12 protein-coding genes are annotated in these 16,935 nt (G+C 42.8%); 8 read left to right on the top strand and 4 right to left on the bottom strand.

Going from position 1 to position 16,935, the window contains the following annotated elements; genetic code table 11:
• The first annotated feature begins 283 nt into the window (after window positions 1-283).
• Entirely contained in the window at window positions 284-2,014 is a 1,731-nt protein-coding gene (locus tag L1D37_RS09430; RefSeq protein WP_239847821.1) for a methyl-accepting chemotaxis protein, read from the top strand.
• Between the two features lie 233 nt (window positions 2,015-2,247).
• Here L1D37_RS09430 and L1D37_RS09435 read toward each other — a convergent pair whose 3' ends face one another.
• Window positions 2,248-2,487 carry a PAS factor family protein gene (locus tag L1D37_RS09435; protein WP_132761846.1) on the bottom strand — a complete coding sequence of 80 codons (240 nt, stop codon included), beginning with the start codon at window positions 2,485-2,487 and terminating at the stop codon, window positions 2,248-2,250.
• 266 nt (window positions 2,488-2,753) lie between these two features.
• On the opposite strand from L1D37_RS09435, the gene L1D37_RS09440 reads away from it, so the two are divergent.
• The 4 genes from L1D37_RS09440 to L1D37_RS09455 all read left to right on the top strand — a co-directional run bounded on the left by L1D37_RS09440 (window position 2,754) and on the right by L1D37_RS09455 (window position 9,821).
• Window positions 2,754-3,749, top strand: a complete 996-nt coding sequence (locus tag L1D37_RS09440) for a DHH family phosphoesterase (protein ID WP_239847726.1) — start codon at window positions 2,754-2,756, stop codon at window positions 3,747-3,749.
• A 490-nt stretch (window positions 3,750-4,239) separates the two neighbouring features.
• Window positions 4,240-6,429 (top strand): immunoglobulin-like domain-containing protein, encoded by a 2,190-nt coding sequence (locus L1D37_RS09445; protein WP_239847727.1) that lies wholly within the window; start codon window positions 4,240-4,242, stop codon window positions 6,427-6,429.
• Between the two features lie 256 nt (window positions 6,430-6,685).
• A complete protein-coding gene (locus L1D37_RS09450) occupies window positions 6,686-7,606 on the top strand; it encodes a LysR family transcriptional regulator (RefSeq protein ID WP_239847728.1) in 921 nt (306 codons plus the stop codon).
• A 181-nt stretch (window positions 7,607-7,787) separates the two neighbouring features.
• Window positions 7,788-9,821, top strand: coding sequence for a TonB-dependent receptor (locus L1D37_RS09455; RefSeq protein WP_239847729.1), 2,034 nt, complete (start codon window positions 7,788-7,790; stop codon window positions 9,819-9,821).
• Between the two features lie 123 nt (window positions 9,822-9,944).
• Here the strand turns inward: L1D37_RS09455 and L1D37_RS09460 are convergent, their stop codons facing one another.
• Together L1D37_RS09460 and L1D37_RS09465 are read right to left on the bottom strand one after the other, a co-directional pair.
• Window positions 9,945-10,688 carry a class I SAM-dependent methyltransferase gene (locus L1D37_RS09460; protein WP_176681326.1) on the bottom strand — a complete coding sequence of 248 codons (744 nt, stop codon included), beginning with the start codon at window positions 10,686-10,688 and terminating at the stop codon, window positions 9,945-9,947.
• A gap of 125 nt (window positions 10,689-10,813) precedes the next feature.
• A complete protein-coding gene (locus tag L1D37_RS09465) occupies window positions 10,814-12,139 on the bottom strand; it encodes a sensor domain-containing diguanylate cyclase (protein WP_239847730.1) in 1,326 nt (441 codons plus the stop codon).
• Window positions 12,140-12,373: 234 nt separating this feature from the next.
• Between L1D37_RS09465 and L1D37_RS09470 the strand changes: the two genes are divergently transcribed.
• On the top strand, window positions 12,374-12,832 hold the full coding sequence (locus tag L1D37_RS09470; protein WP_239847731.1) for a GNAT family N-acetyltransferase: 459 nt from the start codon (window positions 12,374-12,376) through the stop codon (window positions 12,830-12,832).
• A gap of 174 nt (window positions 12,833-13,006) precedes the next feature.
• Here the strand turns inward: L1D37_RS09470 and L1D37_RS09475 are convergent, their stop codons facing one another.
• On the bottom strand, window positions 13,007-14,725 hold the full coding sequence (locus L1D37_RS09475; RefSeq protein ID WP_239847732.1) for a S8 family peptidase: 1,719 nt from the start codon (window positions 14,723-14,725) through the stop codon (window positions 13,007-13,009).
• Between the two features lie 515 nt (window positions 14,726-15,240).
• Between L1D37_RS09475 and L1D37_RS09480 the strand changes: the two genes are divergently transcribed.
• Window positions 15,241-15,837 (top strand): LysE/ArgO family amino acid transporter, encoded by a 597-nt coding sequence (locus tag L1D37_RS09480; protein WP_239847733.1) that lies wholly within the window; start codon window positions 15,241-15,243, stop codon window positions 15,835-15,837.
• 133 nt (window positions 15,838-15,970) lie between these two features.
• Window positions 15,971-16,627 (top strand): glutathione S-transferase family protein, encoded by a 657-nt coding sequence (locus tag L1D37_RS09485; RefSeq protein ID WP_176681321.1) that lies wholly within the window; start codon window positions 15,971-15,973, stop codon window positions 16,625-16,627.
• Window positions 16,628-16,935 lie beyond the last annotated feature (308 nt).

A 16,935-nucleotide genomic window follows, 5' to 3' on the forward strand; every position in this document is an offset into this window, starting at 1 on the left:
TACATGTAATAAATTTGTGTTATTGATAAATTTAACTTTAGTGGGCGACTTCATTTGCTGTTTAAATGCAATTAAGAGCGTCATAACGAGTGGACTCAGAAGCCACAGCTTTAGATGCTCATTATCGATATAAAAACCATAACAATAATCAGGTCGCGCGAGTTGGATAACCAGTCTTCGATGCGATTTATTTAGATACTCATAGTTAATTTAGTAAAGACGAGTCACATATATGAATATAAAGAAAAAGCTCTATTCATTGGGAATGTTTTCCATTTTCGGCATGATTTCATTGCTGTTCACCACCTCACATTTTGCAGACACTAGCGCTAAAATGAGCGATGCCAAGTTAGTGACTAAAGAGCTAGAGGTTCGCTTATTAAACCTGCGACGCAATGAGAAGGATTTCTTATTACGTAGCGACATGAAATACCTTGATAAATTTGACCAAAACTACAACAAATTTTTAGCGTCTGAAACTCAGCTCGCCACCATTCTTAGTGACTTGGATTTGGTCAACAGCACGCATTTACGTGAAGACATCGAAACCTACCACACAAGCTTCGTGAATCTAGTAAGAGCCACTGAAGTGTATGGTTTAGCGAGAGATAAGGGCTTGCTTGGTCAATTCCACGAGATTTTAGATACCATCAGTGCACAAGTTACTGGCGACCAAAAAGTTGAGTTGTATCTGTTTAACGATCTGATCGAAAAGGGTGAGTTTGATCCGAGTGTTCTTTCTCTTACTTCAAGTGCAATGGCTGCGAACTCTGGAGCGTTAATAGAAGCGGCAAAGCAAGTTGTCGAACAAAAGCAGGTTATCGGTTTAAAACACAACGTTGGCTTATTGGGTGAAACACGCTCTGGCTCTCATGCAATTGAAACTCAGTTCAAAGAGTTCTCTGCGGTACTTGAGCAAGAAACCCAACAACTGATGGACCGACTGTCTCTAATCAATAACATCTTATGTCTTGCTGTATTGGCATCGATCATCTTGTTCAGCTGGTTAATCGTTCGTTCTATCGTTGGTAAGATTGAGTCGCTACTTTCAGTGATCCGCAACATTGTTGATTCGAACGATGTGTCTATCCGTTCAACTGAAAATGGCAAAGATGAACTGGGTACGTTAGGTGAGTACTTCAACCAACTGTTGGATCAACTAGAAGGCTTGATTGCAGCGTCCCAGTCTAAATCTCTGCAGCTAACTCAAAGCACGTCAAACATGCATGATGAGCTAGAGTCGGTAATCAAACAGTTTGAGGTTCAAGCAAACCACACCTCGACTATGACCACATCCGTACAAGAGATGGTGCTAACGATTGGTGAAATCTCAGAAAGCACATCGGTTGCAGCGGAAGGGGTTCACCAAGCGAAAGTGAATGCCGATAAAGGCCGTGAAGTGGTTGTCGACACCATCAACAACATTACTCAGTTGTCTGAACGTCTATCAAGCAGCCAAGACTCAATCAGCTCACTGAATCATCATGTTGATCAAATCGGCGATGCAGTCAACATCATCCAAGGCATTGCAGAACAAACCAACCTACTGGCATTGAATGCAGCGATCGAAGCGGCACGTGCGGGTGAGCAAGGTCGAGGCTTTGCGGTTGTAGCAGACGAAGTACGCGCATTGGCAAGCCGAACGCATCAATCAACTACTGAAATCACCAGCGTTGTTACTGCAATCCAAAGCCAAATGAACGCTTCAATGACCGAGATTGGCGAGTGTAACCAGCAAGGTCAGCTGACGCTGAAAGACTCAGAAGAGCTAGACGCTAGCCTACAGCTGATCTTAAGTGACATGGAGAGTATTCAAGGTAACTCTGAACGTATTGCATCAGCGATTGAAGAGCAAGGTGCTGTGATGGCGCAAGTGAGTGATTCAATCACAGAGCTAAACACCATCTCAAGCGACAACAACGCATCAGCTCAACACTGTTTGATTGAAGTCGATAAAGTCGCAGAGCAAGCGAATGACATGGACCAAGCCGTAGCGCAGTTCAAGACTTCGTAAGTTCCAAAGGACAAGCTAATACCAAAGGCGCGGATCATCTGCGCCTTTTTTGTGTCTGGCTTATAAGAACTAATGTTGTGGATAAATTTATACGGCAGGCGCAAAATAGTTACCGGATTAGTATGACTAGAATATTGCTAGGGAGCTTGAAGAAACGACCCAAGGGGGGAGGAGCAGGGCCGTTTCAGTGTTGCTTAGTTAAACGATTACGTAGATTGTATAATCAACGGTGTTTACTTGCTTCTGCCTTCTAAGACTTCGAGCGCTAGACCTACAGCTTTATCAATATTGTCGCAGCCCGACAACTTACCTGAACTGATAGGCCCTAACACATTGGCATATAGGGAAAGTTGTTGGTTAAACGGCAAGCTTAATTGCTCATATAATCGCTGGCGGATCTCGGCATGTTGCTCAGGAGCCTGGGCAGCAAGGCCTTTTAAAGTGTCATAAATGAGAGTTGTGGTCGTGTTCATTCGCATCTTTATCTTTGAGTGGGGGATGCTTATTTTATGATCATTTAGATAATAGTTGCTGTGATATATGTCATACAATAAGTCAAATGATGCTGCGTTTTATGATTTTGTCTTCCAGTGCTGTTTATCGAAATAAGAATAAGGCATTCCAAAATAGACTTAAGCATCTGTGCAATAACGCTAAAATGGTGTCAGGCACAAGCACAATAGAGCCTTCATTGGCTCGCTTGTACATCTAGACTGAATCTCACAGGAAGAGGAACAAAATGCATTACGACATATTCAATGGAGATGCAGACGGCATTATCGCCTTACTGCAATTGCGCTTAAAAGAGCCAAAAGAGAGCGTGCTCATTACTGGCGTAAAGCGTGATATTAAGTTGGTTTCTCAAGCTGCGTCCCAAATCGCAGAACAAGTCGATCACGCGAGCGTACACTCTGTCACTGTATTGGATGTGTCGATGGAGAAGAACTTATCTGCATTACAGTCGTTACTCGACGACGATATAGAAGTGTTTTATTGCGATCATCACCGCACGGGAGATATTCCTCAATCGAAGTACCTTAATACGCTGATTAACACAGCTCCGGAATGTTGCACCAGTTTATTAATCAACCAAAAGCTAAAGGGTGAGTATGTTGAATGGGCAATCGCGGCGGCATTTGGTGACAACTTAAAAGCGGTAGCGACACGATTAGCAACAACTAGTGGCTTTGACCAATCCCAAACTGACTTTTTAGAAGAATTGGGTACGCTCATTAATTACAACGGCTATGGCTCGTCATTGAGTGATTTACATTTCACGCCAACTGAGCTTTACCAAGCTCTTTATCAATATTCGAACCCGTTTGATCTCTTGGATGATAAAGGCTCCGTGTTTTATCAACTTCGTGCCGCTTATCAAACTGACAACCAACAATTATCAAACCTAACCCCAATCTACGAGAGTGACGTCGCACGAGTGTTTGAACTGCCGGGGGAAACTTGGGCAAGGCGTATTAGTGGTGTCTTTGGGAACGAAATCGTTAATCAAGATCCAGCTCGTGCGCAAGCCGTATTAACCAAAAACCAAGATGGCGAATCTTATACTGTGAGTTTGCGAGCACCGCTATCCAATAGGACGGGTGCTGACGAAATTTGCTCTAGTTTTGATACGGGTGGTGGTAGAAAAGCCGCAGCAGGTATTAATCAGCTTAATGAAAATAATAAGATGAATTTTATTTCCAAAATTGAGACTTATTATTCATCTTTTGGCGAATGAATAGCCTGAAAGTTTAAGATTTAACCCGCCAAAAAGCATGCTTTATTACTTTGAACTTCAATTACCGACTTAATTGTCTAGCATATTTTAAGCTATTTGTGTTCATGGGTTTTAGTGATGTCACTCGCAATGTAAAGTTTCCTGTCGCTAGTGATGGCGGGGTTTTCGAAGGTTGTTTTTTGTTTTTCAACTCAACATTTTTACCTATTGAATTATTTTAGAGTTCACTTAATTACCTTAGTGAATTAAGTTGCTTAATTCATTCTTTTGATAAATGATTTGAGCGATAAATATCTACTTTTAGCATTTCAATTTGAATGAAAAGTCAAAATCATATTGATTCTAATATTCAATCTGTGACTTAAAATCACAAGTTAAATCAAAGGTCATCTTTTCCTATAAATTCCATTACTTATCTATAAATATTCATGGCTAAAATGAATTGGTTCGGTTGTGATTGGCACAGCTGTTGAGTAAGGAAGTGGGACTAATGTTGAAACGTAAAGCTCTACAATTAGCAGTATCGGTCGGCATGGCGGCTATGTCTGGCGCTGTTTATGCGAATGGTTCAGACATGACAAATCCAGATTCTGGTGTCGTGGTGGGTTATTGGCACAACTGGTGTGATGGTGGTGGTTACCAAGGCGGTAATGCGCCATGTGTGACACTGGATGAAGTGAACCCGATGTACAACATTGTGAATGTGTCATTCATGAAGGTTTACGACGTGGCTGATGGTCGAATCCCAACTTTTAAACTGGACCCAACCATTGGGCTTTCAGAAGAACAATTTATTGACCAAATCTCTGAACTCAACAAGCAAGGTCGCTCTGTACTGATAGCGCTGGGTGGTGCAGATGCACACGTAGAGCTTGAAACCGGTGACGAAAGAGCCTTTGCTGATGAGATCATTCGACTTACTGAACGCTACGGCTTTGACGGTCTTGATATCGATCTAGAGCAAGCGGCAGTAACTGCAGCAAACAACCAAACCGTAATTCCAGATGCCCTTAAGTTAGTGAAAGATCACTATCGTGCTGAAGGGAAAAATTTCCTTATTACCATGGCGCCTGAATTCCCGTATCTAACGACTAGCGGAAAATACGTACCTTACATCGACAACCTAGAAGGTTACTACGACTGGATTAACCCACAGTTTTACAACCAAGGTGGCGATGGTATCTGGGTTGAAGGTGTTGGTTGGATCGCTCAAAACAATGATGCGCTAAAAGAAGAGTTCATCTACTACATTTCTGATTCTCTAATCAACGGTACGCGTGGCTTCCACAAGATCCCACACGACAAACTTGTGTTTGGTATCCCTTCAAGTATTGATGCAGCAGCAACCGGTTTTGTTCAAGAGCCACAAGATTTGTACGACGCGTTCGATAGCCTAACGGCGCAAGGCCAGCCTCTGCGCGGTGTAATGACTTGGTCTATTAACTGGGACATGGGTACTAATAAGAACGGCCAGCAATACAACGAACAATTTATTAAAGACTACGGCCCATTTGTTCATGGTCAAGTGACACCGCCGCCAGTTGAAGGTGAACCTGTACTGAAAGGTGTTGAGAACTCGCGCGTTCTGCACGGAACGGCTTTCGACCCGATGGAAGGTGTTACAGCAACAGATAAAGAAGATGGCGACTTAACATCATCAATTGATGTTGAAGGTTACGTTGAAACCAGTGTGATTGGTACTTATGTTCTGACTTATCGTGTGAAAGACAGCGACAACAATGAAACAACCAAAGCAAGAACGGTAGAGGTTTACAGCCAAAAACCAGTCTTCGATGGCGTATCGGATACAACAGTCATACTTGGTACTGCATTTGACCCAATGGCTGGTGTGACTGCTAACGATGCCGAAGATGGTGATCTAACGAGTTCTATTACACACACAGGCAGTGTCGATGTGAATGAAATGGGCAACTACACGCTTGTATATAGTGTGACAGACAGTGCTCATCAAACCGTCACTGTAGAGCGTAAAGTGTCTGTGACTGATGGTTCTAACTGTGCAGCAGCATGGGATGCCGACACTGTTTATGTTGAAGGTGACCAAGTATCACACGACGGCGCGACTTGGGGAGCAGGTTGGTATACCCGTGGTGAAGAGCCAGGAACGACAGGTGAGTGGGGCGTTTGGAGAAAGGTTTCAGACAGCTCATGTGGTGGCAATCCTGATCCAGGTGACGATCCAGAGCTGAACGTATCTGGCCTTAAGTCGGAATATGTACTGGATAACGGCAATGTACGTTTAGAGTTCACACTGACATCAAACGAAGCGTTAGATGTAACAGCGATGGTGATTAACAGCGCAGGTACTGTAGTTGAGCAGACGAAAGTTAACCTAACTGACAGCCGCGCAATCACAATGGATCTGTACGATGTAGCCGAAGGTCAATACAAGCTTGAGGTTGTTGGTAAAGCAACGGACGGCGAAATGGTGATGGTCGATAACTCATTCGCTATCAAAGAAGAGGGCGGAACAACGCCACCTCCTGGTGATTACCCTCCGTATGAAGCAGGAACGAATTACGAAGCGGGCGATATTGTAGTAGGCATCGACAATGGGCTATACGAATGCAAGCCTTGGCCATACACGGCTTGGTGTGCAAGCGCATCTTATGCTCCAGGAGATAGCCAATACTGGCAAGATGCTTGGACAAAGCTTTAATCAACTAGCTCTGTAGACTAAGCACCATAAAGTAAAAGATCAAAGAGAGGCCATCATGCCTCTCTTTTTTATTTGGGTAATCCACTCATGAGTTCGGTGTTATTGATGTCACCACTTTTGCTGACGGCACATATAGCGGCTAGGGCGACAAGAGACTTTGCTTTAGATCAAAATAGGAGTGATTATCAATTGTATTACATGTCTGAAAACTGCACTATGCGCTCACTGAATTTTAAATTTTGTGAATATTTAAATAATGAATCTCGCACAAGTCGACCTTAACCTCTTAGTCATCCTAAAACACCTTCTTGAAGAAAAGCACGTATCCAACACTGCACTAGCGCTTGATATGAGTCAGCCAACCGTGAGTCGTTCGCTGCAAAAGCTACGCACAGTGTTTAACGATGACTTGTTAGTGAGAGCGGCTTACGGCTATGAGCTAACACCAAAAGCAGAAGCCATTAAGCAAGATCTCAATTCTGTGCTGACACGCTTAGAGAAGCTAGTTCACGGGGATGTTTTCGAACCACAAACGAGTGACAGCACCGTTCGTTTCTTCGGCTTGGTTCCTCAGGTTTCTCACTTGTTACCTAAGGTCGTTTCCGAGATTCGCAAGCAAGCACCGAACATGGTTGTCGATATCGATTCCATTCCCAAACGTCATTTCGAGCCTTTACTGTCTGGCGATGCGCACTTTGTACTGTCGACGCATGAGCCATCAAGCTCAGAGCAGAACTTGTACCGCATGTTCGTGATTAGCCGTGATTATCGTTTATTGATGAGCAAAGACCATCCGTTGGCAGATAAAGAGATAACAGTCGATGATTTGCTCAACAGTCAGTTGGGGCAAATTTCTCTGCAAGGGGACAAGAAGCTCTCGATTGAGAACCGATTTAAAGACCTAGGCTTGATAGATAAACAGCGCCAGCTATCGATTCCGATTCAGCTGTCTAACTTCAATATTGCTGCCGATATTGCAGAGACGACCGACATCATCTTCCACCTACCTACACCATTTGCTACGCAAGCGGCCAAGCAACGTGACTTAATTTGTAAACGTGTGCCGAAAGCGATCAGAAGTCCATCTGAAGATGTGTACCTTTACTGGCATAAACGTTTCCACAATGACCCTATGTGCCGTTGGGTGCGAGAGCTATTCAAAGACTTATACGCTTAAGGTATTTGAATGGTGAATGTGATTTTTAGTCTTCTATAGAAATGAATATGGGTCTTTTGGCTTATTTGAAAGGTGAATAGCGAGAATCGATTTTTGACATGAAACTTTCATTGATAAGAGTGGTAGTAGGCTGTTTAATGCAAACCATTATCATTACCAATCACATATAAGAATGAATATCATGTCTGAGAGATCCTTTTTTACTCGTAAGCCTTTATCGATCGCAGTCGCTGTTATTTGTACTTCACTTTCGCCAAACCTATTAGCGCAAGAGGAAGTGAAGGATACAGATGAGCAAATGGTAGTTACGGCTACTCGTACAGAGATGGCGTTAAAACAAGCACCAGCTTCAATGTCGGTTATCACCGCTCAAGACATCGAAGACAGCCCAGGTATTACCTTGGCAGACATCGTTGCTGAATCAACGAGTGTTGAGTCTGACTTCGATAGCACACGTGCTGGCCGTCAAATGATCTCTATTCGTGGTATGGATTCTGATTACACGCTTATTATGGTAAACGGTCGTCGTCTAAGTTCGGCAAGTGCCATCATCCGTGGCAACGATTTCGACCTTTCTACTATCCCTGCAAATTCAATCGAACGTGTTGAAATCATCCGTGGCCCAATGTCTGCACTTTACGGTTCAGATGGTATGGGCGGTACAATCAACATAATTACTAAAGCACCTGTCAATGAGTGGAGTTCTTCACTGAGCACAGACATCAGCACTCCAAATGATGGCAATGGCGGACAAGAACACTCTGTTGGTTTAACGACTTCTGGTGCTCTGATTGAAGACGAGCTTTTTGCACGATTCTCGATCAATCAAACTAGCCGTGATGCATGGCAGCCATATACAGGTACTCGCACTGATGGAAACGTAACAACAGATCGTTCTGATATTACTGCACTTGAAGGGCGCGACACACTTAGCTTACTTGGTACGCTAACTTGGCATGCAACTGACAATCAAACCATCGATTTGGACGTAGGTTACAGCGATGATGAGCGTGATTCTGCGGCTGAGCATGCTACAGGCGTGAACTATTCAAATTCAAACGTGAAACGTAACAGCCAAGCTCTAACACACAGTGGTTTCTGGAGCTGGGGTGATACTCAAGTTCGTTACTCACGAGAGAATGTAGTGGATAAGAATGCTGCGGATGTCGGCAATTCAACCCGTGATGTAGAAGAATTGACGCAAATCTTTGAAGCGTCAGCTACAAGCTACCTTGGAGATAGTCACGTTCTAACAGTTGGCTTAGATTACCAATTGAGCGAGTTGACCAATGAAGAGAATGTAACGGGAGATCCAGCAGAGGCTTACCAAGGTGCATTATTCATCCAAGACCAATGGAATGTAACTGAGCAGTTAACTGCGACATTAGGTGGTCGTTTAGATAAGCACGAAAAATATGGCGAAGAGTTCAGCCCACGTGTTTATTTAGTTCACCAAACAACGAATGACCTGATCATTAAAGGTGGTGTTGGTAAAGCATTCAAGGCGCCATCATTAACGCAAAACCATGCTGGCTATACAGTAGCGAGTTGTAAAGGTTGGTGTGACATTGTTGGTAACGAAGACCTAAACCCAGAAACAAGCTGGAACTACGAGATTGCTGCACTTTATACTCAACCTCGTTGGAATGTTGAAGGCGCGCTTTTCCGTAATGAGATTCAAGATTTGATTGACCGTGGCGATACTGAATGTACTTCAGGTGGCACATGGGGTGGTAATGGTGTTGGCTGTGTAGACAGCGGTAACAACTTTGTAAGTAACGGTACGCGTACTTACGTTAACGTTTCTGAAGCAGTTATCCAAGGTGCAGAGCTTACGGGTCAATTCCAAATCACGGACGAGTGGGGTATTTCTGGTAACTACACTTTCCTAGACACAGAAGATAAATCAACGGGCGAAGAGCTGCTAGAGCGTTACAAGCATTCTGGTTTGGTTAAGCTAAACTGGAGCCCTACTTATGATCTAAACACCTTTATTAGCGCGCGCTACCGTGGCGAACGTAATATCGAAACGGATCTAACTCAGGATGCTTACACAACGTTGAATATCGGTACGGTTTACAACGTAAATGATTCTGTTCGTATTCGTGCGGGTATCACCAACTTGACGGACGAAGCGGTATCTCAAGAGCTTGAGAACATGGGTTACGTTGAAGAGCCACGTACTTACTATGTAGGTATGACTGCAGACTTCTAATCAATCTGCGTTTGATTCGGTAGATAGATACATATAAAACAAAGAACCCACATGACTTAAAGTCTTGTGGGTTCTTTTGATTTGGGAACTCGTAACTTGAGCGAGCTTAGGTGTCGAAAAGTGTTAGCTTTTTACACAAGTGATGAGAGCATTGCCCGATTGGGTATCCCACGGCAACAACTTATCGTAATCGTGTTCAAAGACATGAACTTCAAAGTAGGCTTTGAGTATTTCAATCAACTCTTGGAACGAGAAGGCCACCATTGGATGTTCATCATTCCATATTTGAGTTTCTCCAGCGGTTGTCTTCTCTATACTGAGTTTCAACGCCTGTTTGTCACCTTCGCCTGAATAATACCAACCCGAACGGAAAGTAAAATCATCCTGCTCTTGGTTAGTTGTGTGTCGAACAAAAAGATCATTACAGATCTTGTCTTTGTCGACCACATTGAAGCAGAACACACCGCCTTGTTTTAGCGCTTTATGAACGCTGGCAATGCACTCTTTTAACTTCTCGATGCCATCGTTGTAGTGGATGGAATACAAGAAACAAGTAATAAGGTCGAACGGCTCGGAGACTTCAAAGTTACTCATGTTCTGCACTGAAAAGTTCGCTTCAGGGCAGCGTATTTGAGCGATGTCTAACATGGGCTGGTTTAGGTCAAGTCCATTGCTTTGATAGCCGTAATCAATAAAGTGACGAACGTGAGGACCTGTACCACAACCAAGGTCTAGGTGAGTTTTTCCTTCATTTCCAAAAATCTGATGTAGCCTACGAACGCAGTTACTTTGCGCTTGGTAGTCAATATCAACACACATTAAATCATAGTAACCAGATAGGTCGGTATAGAGCGCGTTGGCGGACATGTTTGCCTGCAGCATTTGCTGAAAAAATTGGGGTGGCGCATAGTAAACTAGAACTTAAAAATAACAAGAAAATCTTGGATCAGTTTACTGGTTTAAATGACCTTTATTGATGCTTAGCAATTCTTTCACTGTCCACACACTACGCACGCACCTTCTTGGTTAACCGACACTCTATTTTTGCCTTTCGATTTAGCCTGATAGAGCGCGTTATCCGTAACACGAATTAAGGTATTGAGCGCCTTGCTCGTGCGCATGATACAGCTATCGGTAATGCCAATACTCACGCTCGATTGAAACTTGGTGCGATTGAACCCCAAGAACTGACGTGTGCGAAACTCTTCACAGATACGTTCGCCCACAACCCTTGCTTGAGAATCTGCAGTGGCTAGCGCAGTCGCTTGATTCGTTCGTGCTTTAGGGAAGAAGACGATAAACTCTTCGCCCCCCCAACGTCCAACAACGCCGTTCAACGCTTTTACGTGTTTCTTGATGGTTTGTGCAAGGGTGCGAATCACTTCATCACCGACACTGTGTCCAAATTGGTCGTTAATCTTTTTGAAATCATCAATGTCTAACAACAAGCAAGACATCTCAGTTTGATCACTTAATGGTTTTTTCAGCCAATCATAAATAGCGCTGCGATTGAGCACTTGTGTTAGGTCGTCATGAAGGGCGCGATGTAAAAGTTCCTGTTCCAATATTACCTTATCTGAAACGTCTTCTACCACCACTTGAATTGCTTTTTCGCCTTGCCAATTAATGATGTTGTCGTAGATGTTGAAGTGCTTTTTACTGCCATCAAAGCATTGGTTTTCAACAACTGAACTGAAATTTGGCGGGCTACCTTTAAGTATGCTCTGGCAACGTTTCATGGCATTCAGACGGTTTGCTGGTGGAATGATTGAAATGATCGAATCCATGGCCAACACCTGTTCAACCGATTTTGCGCCCTGTAAATCAACCCAAGCTTGGTTAACCATCAGTGGTTTGAAGTTTCTATGGACAAGTATGCCTTGTTTAGAGCTGTTGAGCAGAGATTGGTACATCTGGTCTTTTTCTTGATTATGACGCTCGGCTGCGATCACAGGAGTGATATCAATGATCATTACGCGAAGTGCAGGGCGCTTGTTTACCTGAATGCCTTGGGCAATGCTAAACAAAGACAAGTTACGACCATTAATAACGATGTCGGTATAGAGCTTTCCTTTTAGAAGTTGTCCTTTAATTGCCGTCAAGTAGCGTTCACGCATGGCTCCGTGGAAATGCTCTGGCACCATTGAATAGACAAAGTCGACGTTCTTAAGAAGTGATTCTTTACTGGCGTAACCAAATATCTTGGCAATGTTATTATCAACATCAATAACACGATGATCTTGAAGCGTAATGTAGCCCTGAGCTGAATCAAAGTTCTGGCAAGGTGTGGCTGTGGTTAAGTCTAATTGGATACTCATATCGACCTAGTAATCTATCCCCTCACCGAAAACAGGTGCTTGGTATGAACTTATGAGCTTCGCAGCGATACCCAATGTATCCTTTGTTGTATTGCAACAAGTCCAATGCAATAAGGCGCATTAATTGCCGCGAGACTATGGAAGCGAAGTATGATATTCATGATTTATCGAGAGTACCGTAATTTTACTGTATCGGAAACGGATTAAAAATTTATTAAGGATAATTAAAGACTTATGGAAATAAAAATTGATGACTTGTCTGGTGGTGAGGTGATTGGGCTACTTGAAGAACATTTAGCTGATATGTACGCGACATCGCCACCAGAAAGTGTTCATGCACTTGACCTTGATGGGCTAAAGTCACCAGAGATAACATTTTTTAGCGCATGGAAAGACAGTCAATTACTGGGCTGTGTCGCGATTAAAGAACTGTCCACTCAACATGCTGAACTCAAGTCGATGAGAACCTCTCAATTTGCACGTAAATCTGGCGTTGCTAGCCAACTATTGCAACACGTTTTGGATACAGCAAGTGCTCGCCAATATCGACAAATCAGTTTAGAAACTGGCTCTGAAGATTATTTCAAGCCTGCACGTAACTTGTACGAGAAATTTGGCTTTGGTTATTGCGAACCTTTCGCAGATTACGAGCTCGATCCTCACAGTCAATTTATGACTATCGAACTGCGCTAGTGCAAGTTCAAAAGCTAATAAGTTAAAAGATAAAAAAGAGATTCTCAGCGTCATTCCAGAACCGAGGAACGAGGTATGTGGAATCTCTAACAGCAAAGTGAGATTCCCTATAACGCTCGTCCCTCGCTTTAGGGAATGACGAATATCCTGAATCAATAACAGATGATTAAAGCGTTAGCGAGTTTCTAGCTCCGCGAAAATGGCTTCGGCATCGACAACACTTCCTGAGATTGAAAGTGAGCTGAACGGAACCAAATCGTCAGGGCTAGAAGGCTTTTTAACCAGTAGCTCCGGGTAGACTTTCGATTCGCCCATCAACATTGCTTTGAGCTCTTTGACGGATAGGTCAGGGTAGCGAGACCAGACTAATGCTGCGACGCCAGACACGACAGGCGCTGCCATGCTGGTACCACTTTTCGAACCATAAGTGTTACCCGGTGTGGTTGATAAAATGCGGTAGCCTGGAGCAAATACATCAACCGACTTTTGACCAAAGTTACTGAAGCTTGCTACTAAAGTTTCGTCTGCGTATTTCGCGGATGCACCCACATCTAACCATGTTGAGATCGGCTTTGAGCGGTAATGCTTAGCGTAGCGGTTTGGAAAGCTTGGTTTGATGTCGTTATCGTTACGACTGTTACCCGCTGAGTGAACAATCAGCACGCCTTTACGAGCCGCATAACGGAAAGCATGGTCGACAATGTACTTACGTGGTGAGTAACTTTTACCGAAACTCATATTAATGATCTTCGCGCCGTTATCGACTGCGTAACGCACGGCATTGCCAATGTCTTTGTCTCGCTCATCGCCGTTTGGCACCATACGTACTGCCATTATTTGAGCATGATCCGCAACACCATCAATACCAATAAAATTGTCACGTTCAGCTGCAATGATTCCTGCCACATGAGTACCGTGTGAACCTACAGGACCTTTTACATCGTTGTTTCCATATCCTTTTTCCCAAGGGTTAGAAATGTCATCCCAAACAATATCGCCACGTGTGTCGAGTTCTAGGTTAAGGTGGAAATCTAAAGAGTCTTGGTAGCGACTGCGACGCGATTCAAGATATTCAAATGAGTACCATGAATCAAACACGCTCAAAAGTCCTTCTGCAGCGGTTACGACGCTAGCGTTCTCGCTATCCAATAGTGTTTTTAAACCGTTGGTAGAAAAGTCTTTTTGATCGACGTATTGAAGAATCTGTTCTTTGAACTCGTTGGCTTGCTCAGTTGCAGTTGTAACGCGGTTTAAAGCATCTTGGTCGTCTTTCAAAGAAGACAAATAGTCGGCTTCCACTGCTTTAAAATAAGCTCGCTTCTTGCGTGGAATCCAATGACCTTTCTCTTTGAGTTCGAGGTACTTTTTGTATTCTCTGGTGACTTCTAGTGTGTCTTGGTCAACGTTAATGCCAAGTGAGTTACCAAGAAAGTTCCAACCGTGGACATCATCGATGTAGCCGTTGCCGTCATCATCGATTCCGTTGTCTGGGATCTCGTCTTCGTTGGTCCAAAGTTTGTTTTTAAGATCTTCGTGTTCCACGTCAACGCCCGAATCAAGAACGGCCACAATGACAGGTTGTGGTTGAAGAGGGGGCATTAAGTAGTCGTATACCACATCAGAACCCACGCCTTGGAGTCTGGTGTAGCTTGCCGAGAGGTTAAACCAATCGCCGCGTTGTTCGTCAGCGTTACTCATCATCCTCATAGAGAAAAATACAGGTTGGATGGTTTCTCGTGAGTAATCTTCAACTATCGTCCCTTTTACATCCTGAATGAAAGGTGAGTTGGTAGGTTGCGGCTCTGGACTATTTTCATTAAGAGCCGAGGCAGATACGTGGGCCGAAGCCATAATGGCCAAAGCGAGAGTGGTAAGTCTATGTCCGTGATTCATCTGTGTTGCATCCTTATCATTGTGAGACTGAATAGTTGTTTGCCTAAAACTGATACTTAGGAAAGTTGTTTAAGAAGCACTTACTAAGTCAGTTATACGAGTGGGAAAAGCCCGCTCAAAAAGCAGTCAAAAGGTAATATGCAATCAGACTTGTATCATTCGTTTGGTCAATGAAATGGTAGGAAGATCTCACTGTGATCGATTTTAAAGTCTTAAAGTTTGAGCTGAATTCTATTAATAAAAACAACATTTATAAAATAAAGATGCAAGAATAAAGATGTTTAAAATCAATTGATTAGTTTGTTAATTATTTGAAATGCACGTGAAAACTAAAGTGAGAGTCAGTCTTAGAAAAAGCGGATGTGTGCATTTAAGTACTGCTATTTCCGCTACGCCAATCGTCAATTACATGTGATAAGAGGTGCTAATGGAAACAGGGCACTTGTTAACAATATGATAATTTGGCTACTATTATGGCCAATTACCCTCGTCACTACATTTAAAGACCTTTTCTCATGTCGACTTATTTTGCTGGTTTTTCTCTTGGCCTTTCGTTGATTCTCGCGATTGGTTCTCAAAATGCGTTTGTTTTAAAACAAGGTCTCAAGAACCAACATGTTCTGGCCATTTGTGCGGTGTGTGCGATTTCTGATGCGCTGCTAATCAGTTTCGGTGTAACGGGCTTTGGGGCGATTGTTAAACAGCTTCCTCAAATAGAGCAATTTGCTCGTTATGGCGGAGCTATCTTTTTAGGCGTCTACTCGTTCTTAAGCTTCCGCTCAGCATTCACTGAAAACCACGCTCTGGAAGCAAGTGCAGAAACCAAAGATTCATTAACCAAAGCGATAGCCATGTGTTTGGCGTTCACTTGGTTAAACCCACACGTCTATTTGGATACCGTAGTCCTGCTTGGTTCTATTTCGACTCAGTATCAACCTAATCAAATGTTATTTGGCGCAGGGGCAGTAACGGCTTCGTTTGTGTTCTTCTTTTCGCTAGGTTATGGCGCACGATTCTTGGCACCAATGTTTAAGAATCCGAGAGCATGGAAGGTATTAGAATTTATCGTCGGTGTGATCATGGCATCTATTGCAATATCGTTGATCGTGTAATCGACCGGATTTAGGGATTCAAAGTTTCTGTATTTCACTATTTCTATAAAAATTTAATTATTTTTCGTCTTTTGGTTTTGGTGTTCGTCTTAGGGGTGTAAACAGAAATTAATGACCTAATTCGGAGTCAACCATGATTAAATTGATTAGCTTTAAAAATTGCCCATTTGTTCAACGTGTTATGGGTTCTCTTGTAATGAAGAATGTACCGTTTGAAATTGAATATATTGAACTAAGCGACAAGCCACAGTGGTTCTTGGATATTTCGCCAAACGGTCAAGTGCCTGTGTTAGTGACTGAAAACGACACGGTATTATTTGAGTCTGACGCTATTGTTGAATACCTGGATGATAAATATGCGCCAATTGAAGAGGTAACTGCCGAGCAAAAAGCGTTAGACCGTGCTTGGTCGTATCAGGCGAGTAAACATTACATGCCTCAATGCGGCACGATGGGCAGTAAAGATAAAGAGACCTTTGAAACACGTTTGGCGAACCTTCAAAAAGCCTTCTTAAAAGCAGAAAAGAAACTAGGCGACACAGAATTCTTTAAAGGCGATTATATCTCTAATGTCGACATTGCTTGGCTACCGTTATTACACCGTGCATCTGTGATCAAAGAACGTTCCGGTTTTGATATGTTGGAAGGTTTCCCTAAAGTGCAGAAGTGGCAAGCGGCTTTGATTGAGTCTGGATTGACCGATAAAACCGTTCCTGAGGATTTTATTGAGAAATTCAGTGGCTTCTATTTAACGAACAACTACTTGGCAAGCCTAGCAGAAGCTCGTTAATAATATTTATACAACTTGATATATATTTTAATAGCAGGTCGTACTAAATAAATTACCTCAAAATAATAAAACTCACTCTATTTAAATATAGTGTGAGTTTTTTAATTTTATGAGTAAGAAAAACGATCCAAATAACTAATTTTAGTTACTTCTTTCACATCGTAATTAGCTAGTAAAATTAATGATTTAAGCTGGTTTTATAAGTCAAATAACGGCTTGTGTATTTTTAATTTCTATCATTTTATTGCAGTGAAATTAGTGAGTCTCACTAATGAGACTTTATTAAATATCACCATTTGCTCATTTGA

Source organism: Vibrio sp. Isolate33 (assembly GCF_022397895.1).
GTDB lineage: Bacteria > Pseudomonadota > Gammaproteobacteria > Enterobacterales > Vibrionaceae > Vibrio > Vibrio pomeroyi.